The organism is Oleiphilus sp. HI0128 (assembly GCF_001635365.1).
This window is the reverse complement of the sequence record NZ_LWGG01001167.1, coordinates 1-976: the sequence shown is the minus strand read 5'-3', so window position 1 is coordinate 976 and position 976 is coordinate 1. Positions and strand designations below refer to the sequence as shown.

The 976-nt window shown below is 46.5% G+C and carries 1 protein-coding gene; it reads left to right on the top strand.

Annotation, left to right across the window (positions count from 1 at the left end; all coding sequences use genetic code 11):
- Positions 1-976, top strand: a 976-nt coding sequence (locus tag A3763_RS19765) for a translation initiation factor IF-2 N-terminal domain-containing protein (protein WP_156495200.1), incomplete at both ends; no start/stop codon positions are given.

Below are 976 nucleotides of genomic sequence, written 5' to 3'. Positions count from 1 at the left end.
AGCGAAAGAAGCTGAAGAGAAAGCTCGAAAAGAGCAAGAAGCCAAAGAGGCTGAAGCTAAGCGTGAAGCGGAAGATGCTAAGAAAAGTGAAGCGAAAGCGCCGAAGGCTGAAGTACCAGTGACGCCTGCTGAGCTTGAAACAAACGAAAAGCATAAAAAGCACAAGAAGAAAGAAAAAGTGCCTGTTGTGGATGAGGACGAAGCTCCGAAACGCAAGCATGTTAAGTCTGCCGGACACAGAGCGCCTCGTCAGCGAGATGAAGATCTATCAACAATCAGTTTAGATGTTCTTATCGATGAAGATGAGCCGCAGCCACGTAAGCTAAAGTCTAAAAAGAAGAAAGTAAAACGTACTCATGCTTTCGAGAAACCGGTGTCGCCTGTGGTTAGAGAAGTAAATATCGGTGAGTCAATCATCGTAAGTGAATTGGCAGACAAGATGTCTGTTAAGAGCGCCGTTGTGATTAAATCACTGATGGGTATGGGCGTTATGGCAACGCAGAACCAGTCTATTGACCAAGAAACTGCAGTGCTTGTTACTGAGGAGTTAGGTCATACAGTGAAATTGGTTGCTGAAGATGCGATCGAAGCTGAAGTGATTGAGAGTATCGATTACGCAGGTGAAGAGACGCCTCGTGCGCCAGTTATCAGTGTAATGGGTCACGTTGACCACGGTAAGACCTCTCTGCTTGATTATATCCGTAAAGCGAAAGTAGCTAGTGGAGAGTCAGGTGGTATTACACAGCATATTGGTGCTTATCACGTAGAGACCGGTCATGGCATGATCACCTTCCTGGATACGCCAGGACACGCAGCCTTTACAGCTATGCGTGCACGTGGTGCGAGCAGTACTGATATTGTTATTCTGGTTGTAGCAGCCGATGATGGCATGATGCCACAAACCGAAGAAGCGATTCAGCATGCGCGATCAGCAAATATGCCGATCGTTGTTGCGGTAAACAAAATGGATAAAGAG